Genomic DNA, 4,464 nt, shown 5'->3' with positions numbered 1-4,464 from the left:
CCTCACCCGATAATGGCCCGAGAGCAAACGCGCCCAGCGGCGGGCGGTTTGCCAGTTCCCGTTGTTGGCATCGGCCAGGGCCGGCGTGACGATACAGAGTGAAGGTTTTTTCATGGGTGTGAGCAGGTCAGCGATTGTGGGCGATGCGCCTTCGGGCGGGTGGTCTGCGGCCGACATGGCCCGCCATGCCGACCGGGCAACGCTGGCCAGCGCGCTGGTGGACGCGCGCGAGCGCACCCTCAGGCAGTTCGCGGCCTTCGAGACCGCCCTCGGCCCGGGTCTGCGTGTGCCCTGCACGCCCGAGCTCAACCTGCCGCTGTGGGAGCTGGGCCACATCGGCTGGTTTGCTGACTGGTGGATCGCACGCAACCCGCAGCTGGGCCGGGGCCTGCAGGCGGACCCGCTGGTGGCACGAAGCCCCGCACGCCAGGCCGCGCGCGGCGTGGATGCCGATGCCTTGTACGACTCCAGCGCCATCGCGCACGACCACCGCTGGCAGCTCGACCTCCCGGACGCCGAGACCACCCGCAACGACCTGTCGGTCAGCCTCGACCAGACGCTGGCGCTGCTGCGCGACGCGAAGGAAGAAGACACCGGCCTCTACTTCTTCCGCCTCGCCCTCTTCCACGAAGACATGCACGCCGAGGCGGCGGCGTACATGGCGCAGGCGCTGGGCATCGATGCAGGCCACCCCTTGTCGCCCGTTCGGACCGAGCCTGTCGACGTCCCCACGGTCCACGTGCCAGCCACCCGCTGGAAGCTGGGCTGGTCCGGCCCCGGCTTCGCGTTCGACAATGAACTCGGCGCCCACACCGTGGACGTGGAGGCCTTCGACATCGACACCGGTGCCGTGACCTGGGCGCGCTACCTGCCGATGGTGGATGCCGGTCTGGCCCCGGTCCCTCGTTACCTGCGGCGCACACCTCAGGGTTGGGAAACGCAGCGCTTCGGCACCTGGCAAACGCTGGACCTTCAGGCCCCGGCCAGCCACCTGAGTGCCAACGAGGCGCAAGCCTGGTGCCGCTGGGCCGGGCGGCGCCTGCCCACCGAAGCCGAATGGGAAGTGGCGGCGCACACCGCACCGGGCTTCGCCTGGGGCGAGGTCTGGGAATGGACTGCGAGCATCTTCGAGCCCTTTCCCGGCTTCACGCCCCACCCCTACCGGGACTACTCACAGCCCTGGTTCGACGGTCGCCCGGTGCTCAAGGGTGCGAGCAGCGCCACCCACCCGCGCATGCGCCATCCGAGGTACCGCAACTACTTCCCGGCCGCGCGCAACGACATCTTTGCCGGCTTGCGCAGCGTGCGCTCCTGAGGGATTGAACAGGCCTCAGCGACCCTTGCGGTAGCCATCGGGCGTGGTGCCGGTCAGCCGGCGAAACATGCCGATGAAGGCCGAGGTGGACGCGTAGCCCAGGTCTTGTGCGATGTGCTCCACTTTCCCGCCGGCCTCCAGCAAGGCCATGGCCTTCACTGCGCGCAAGCGCTGCCGCCATTCGGCCAGCGTCATGCCCAGCTGGCTCTGGCAACGGCGCATGAGCGTGCGCTCGGTGGTGTGCACCAACGCCGCCCACTCGGCCACTGAACGCGCATCTCCGGGTGCGGCTTCCAGCGCCTGCAACACCGGCGCGAGAAGCGGATCGGTGGACGTGGGCAGATAGCTGCCGGTCGCCGGCGCGGTCTCCAGCTGGTCCAGCAGCACCTGCAACAGCCGTTCGTGTGGCGCGCCTTGCGCCTGCGCGGGCGGCGTCTGGCGCAGGTGCTCCAGCAGGCCGTGCAGCAAGGGGCTTACCGTGAGCGCACACACCTGCTGCGGCATGCGCGCGGCGCGCTCGGGCACCACATACACCGAGCAGAACGAAGCCTCCTGCCGGTTCATGCCCGTGTGGTCCACATCGGGCGGCAGCCACAGACCGTATTGCGGCGGGATCAGGTAGTGCTCGGTGGCGAGCTGCACCTCCATCACGCCGCTGAAGGCGTAGACGAATTCACCCCAGTGGTGGCGGTGGTGCGGGTAGGCCGCATCCGCCGGCATCTGCGCTGCGCGGAACACGATGTCGCCCGGCAGAGCATCGGTGAACGGCGCAATCTGCAGGTGTTTGACGGGTTGGCGGGCGGGGGAGCGCGGCATGTTGACGGTCCGGACAAGTTTGACGGTCTGGGGAAGGGGTTTGTCTGATTTTCGTTATATGCCGCAGATCGGCCAAAGAGACAATCGGCAACCGAACCTCAACGAATGCACTTCTTGGACACCCGACAAGCCCTCGACACCCGCGCCATCGGCCTCATGGTCGTGCTCTGCCTCACCTGGAGCCTGCAGCAGATTGCGCTGAAGGCCACAGCGCAAGACTTCTCACCCATCCTGCAGATCGCGCTGCGCTCAGGGATAGCCGCCGCGCTGGTGGGTCTGCTCATGTGGCACAGGCGCGAAGGCTCGCTGCTGGCCGACGGCGCCTGGAAACCCGGCGCGGTCGCGGGCGCCTTGTTCGGTCTCGAATTCCTGCTGGTGGGCGAAGGTCTGGGCCACACCTCGGCCGCGCACATGGTGGTGTTTCTCTACACCGCGCCGATCTTCGCGGCCCTGGGCCTGCAGTGGAAACTGCCCTCCGAGCGGCTGGCACCGGCGCAGTGGCTGGGCATCCTGATGGCCTTCACCGGCATCGCCATCGCGTTCCTGCTGCGGGACACACAGAGCAACCAGGACTGGAGCCGCATGCTCTGGGGCGACCTGCTGGGCTTGCTGGGCGGTGCGGCCTGGGGCGCCACCACGGTCGTCATCCGCACCACGCGGCTGAGCAGCCTGCCGGCCACTCAAACCCTGCTCTACCAGCTGCTCGGCGCCTTCTTGTTGCTGCTGCCGGCGGCGTTCCTGATGGGCCACACCACGTTCAACCCCAAGCCGTTGGTGTGGGCGAGCCTGGCCTTCCAGTCGGTGGTGGTGGCCTTCGTCAGTTTCCTGGTCTGGTTCTGGCTGATGCGCCGCTACCTGGCCTCGCGGCTGGGTGTGCTGACCTTCCTCACACCCCTGTTCGGCGTGGTGCTGGGCGCCTGGCTGTTGAGCGAACCCATCGAGTCCAGCTTCCTCGCGGGTGCCCTGCTGGTGCTGGCCGGCGTGGTGCTGGTGAGTGGTCACGAACTCTTCGCGCAGTGGTGGCGCGCCTTCAGGCCGGTGCCCAGAACACGCTGAACCAGCCCTGTGCGTCGCTCCAGTGGCGCGCGGGGCCGAAGCCGGCGTCCCGCAAAACCGTTTCAAAGGCCTCGGGTTGCCACTTGTACGAGCACTCCGTGTGCAGCCGTTCACCCGGGACAAAAACACGCTCGCCACCGGGCCAGCACACGCGCTGCTGCGTGGTCGCCTGCAGGTGCATTTCAATGCGCGAAAGCGGTGCGTTGAACAGCCCCACGTGTTGCCATGCGGCCGGCGAAAAATCAGCCCCCAGCACCCGGTTCACGTTGAGCAGCAAGTTGCGGTTGAAGGCCGCGGTGACCCCCAGCGCGTCGTCGTAAGCCGGCTCCAGCACGGCGCGCGGTTTGACGCGGTCCACACCGATCAACAGGCCGCCACCCGCCCCGCCCGAGCGGCACACCGCGTGCGCCTGCTTGAGCAAGGCCAACGCTTCGGCGGGATTGAAGTTGCCGATGCTGGAGCCGGGGTAGAACACCACGCGCGGCGCCTGCGCGGCCGGGCCGTCGGCAAGCCAGTCCGCCACCTCGGCGCCGAGTGCAAAGCGGCTTGAAAAATCCATGCCCAGGCCCAGCATGGCCAGCGCGGGGTGTTGTTGCTGCAACTGCTGCAAGGTGTCGCGCAGGTAGTCCACCGAAATGTCGATGGCCACATAAGCCGACGGGCGCAACACCGGGAACAGGCGTGCCGCCTTCACACAGCTGCCCGCGCCCAGGTCGAGCAGGATGGAACCGCCGGGCACCACACGCGCCATGTCGGCACCGTGCTGCTGGAAGATCGCCGCCTCGGTGCGCGTGGGGTAGTACTCGGGCAGTTCGGTGATGGCGTCGAACAGGCGGGAGCCCAAAGCGTCGTACAAAAACTTCGGCGCGATGTGGGCCGGCGTCGCCAGCAGACCAGCCACGAGTTCGGCGCGCAAGGCGGCACGGTCTTCATGGTGGAGCTGGATGAAGGGGGGTGCGGAGGTCTGGGTGGTCATGGGCGCTTTCGGGAAGGGTCTTTATAGCGGAGGCGTCTTTCAAAGTCGGTGCGCTGACCCGCTTTCCCGCAGGGTCTTGCAAAGCTGACGGTCACTCGCCCGGCGCGGCGCGCGTCTGGATCAGGTCGGGTCTAATACGCCCTCCCCAATCCCTCTTGACCGGATTCACCATGTTCACAAACACCCCACGCACCCTGCGCGCACTCTTCACCTGCGCCGTGCTCAGCCTCACCGCCGCCGCCCACGCACAAACCGTGTTCCGCGTCACCACCATCCCCGAAGAAGCCGCCACCGAGCAGAT

At 67.7% G+C, this 4,464-nt stretch carries 4 protein-coding genes and 1 pseudogene; 2 read left to right on the top strand and 3 right to left on the bottom strand.

All coding sequences use genetic code 11. The features are described from left to right. Positions 1 to 114, bottom strand: a pseudogene (locus tag Q0C59_RS18905) (TIGR04348 family glycosyltransferase); the annotation flags it as partial. A gap of 61 nt (positions 115 to 175) precedes the next feature. On the opposite strand from Q0C59_RS18905, the gene senA reads away from it, so the two are divergent. Next, positions 176 to 1,315 (top strand): selenoneine synthase SenA, encoded by a 1,140-nt coding sequence (gene senA / locus Q0C59_RS18900; RefSeq protein ID WP_291218481.1) that lies wholly within the window; start codon positions 176 to 178, stop codon positions 1,313 to 1,315. Positions 1,316 to 1,330: 15 nt separating this feature from the next. Here senA and Q0C59_RS18895 read toward each other — a convergent pair whose 3' ends face one another. Next, on the bottom strand, positions 1,331 to 2,131 hold the full coding sequence (locus Q0C59_RS18895) for a helix-turn-helix domain-containing protein (RefSeq protein ID WP_291218479.1): 801 nt from the start codon (positions 2,129 to 2,131) through the stop codon (positions 1,331 to 1,333). A gap of 114 nt (positions 2,132 to 2,245) precedes the next feature. Between Q0C59_RS18895 and Q0C59_RS18890 the strand changes: the two genes are divergently transcribed. Further along, positions 2,246 to 3,187: a DMT family transporter gene (locus tag Q0C59_RS18890; RefSeq protein ID WP_291218478.1), complete on the top strand. Its 942-nt coding sequence runs from the start codon at positions 2,246 to 2,248 to the stop codon at positions 3,185 to 3,187. Here the strand turns inward: Q0C59_RS18890 and egtD are convergent. Further along, positions 3,162 to 4,163, bottom strand: coding sequence for an L-histidine N(alpha)-methyltransferase (gene egtD, locus Q0C59_RS18885; protein WP_291218475.1), 1,002 nt, complete (start codon positions 4,161 to 4,163; stop codon positions 3,162 to 3,164). The genes Q0C59_RS18890 and egtD overlap by 26 nt on opposite strands. Between the last annotated feature and the right edge of the window lie 301 nt (positions 4,164 to 4,464).

Source organism: Hydrogenophaga sp. (genome assembly GCF_022844385.1).
Lineage (GTDB): Bacteria > Pseudomonadota > Gammaproteobacteria > Burkholderiales > Burkholderiaceae_C > Hydrogenophaga.
The sequence above is the reverse complement of the archived record's forward strand: the minus strand, read 5'-3'. Positions and strand labels throughout refer to the sequence as shown.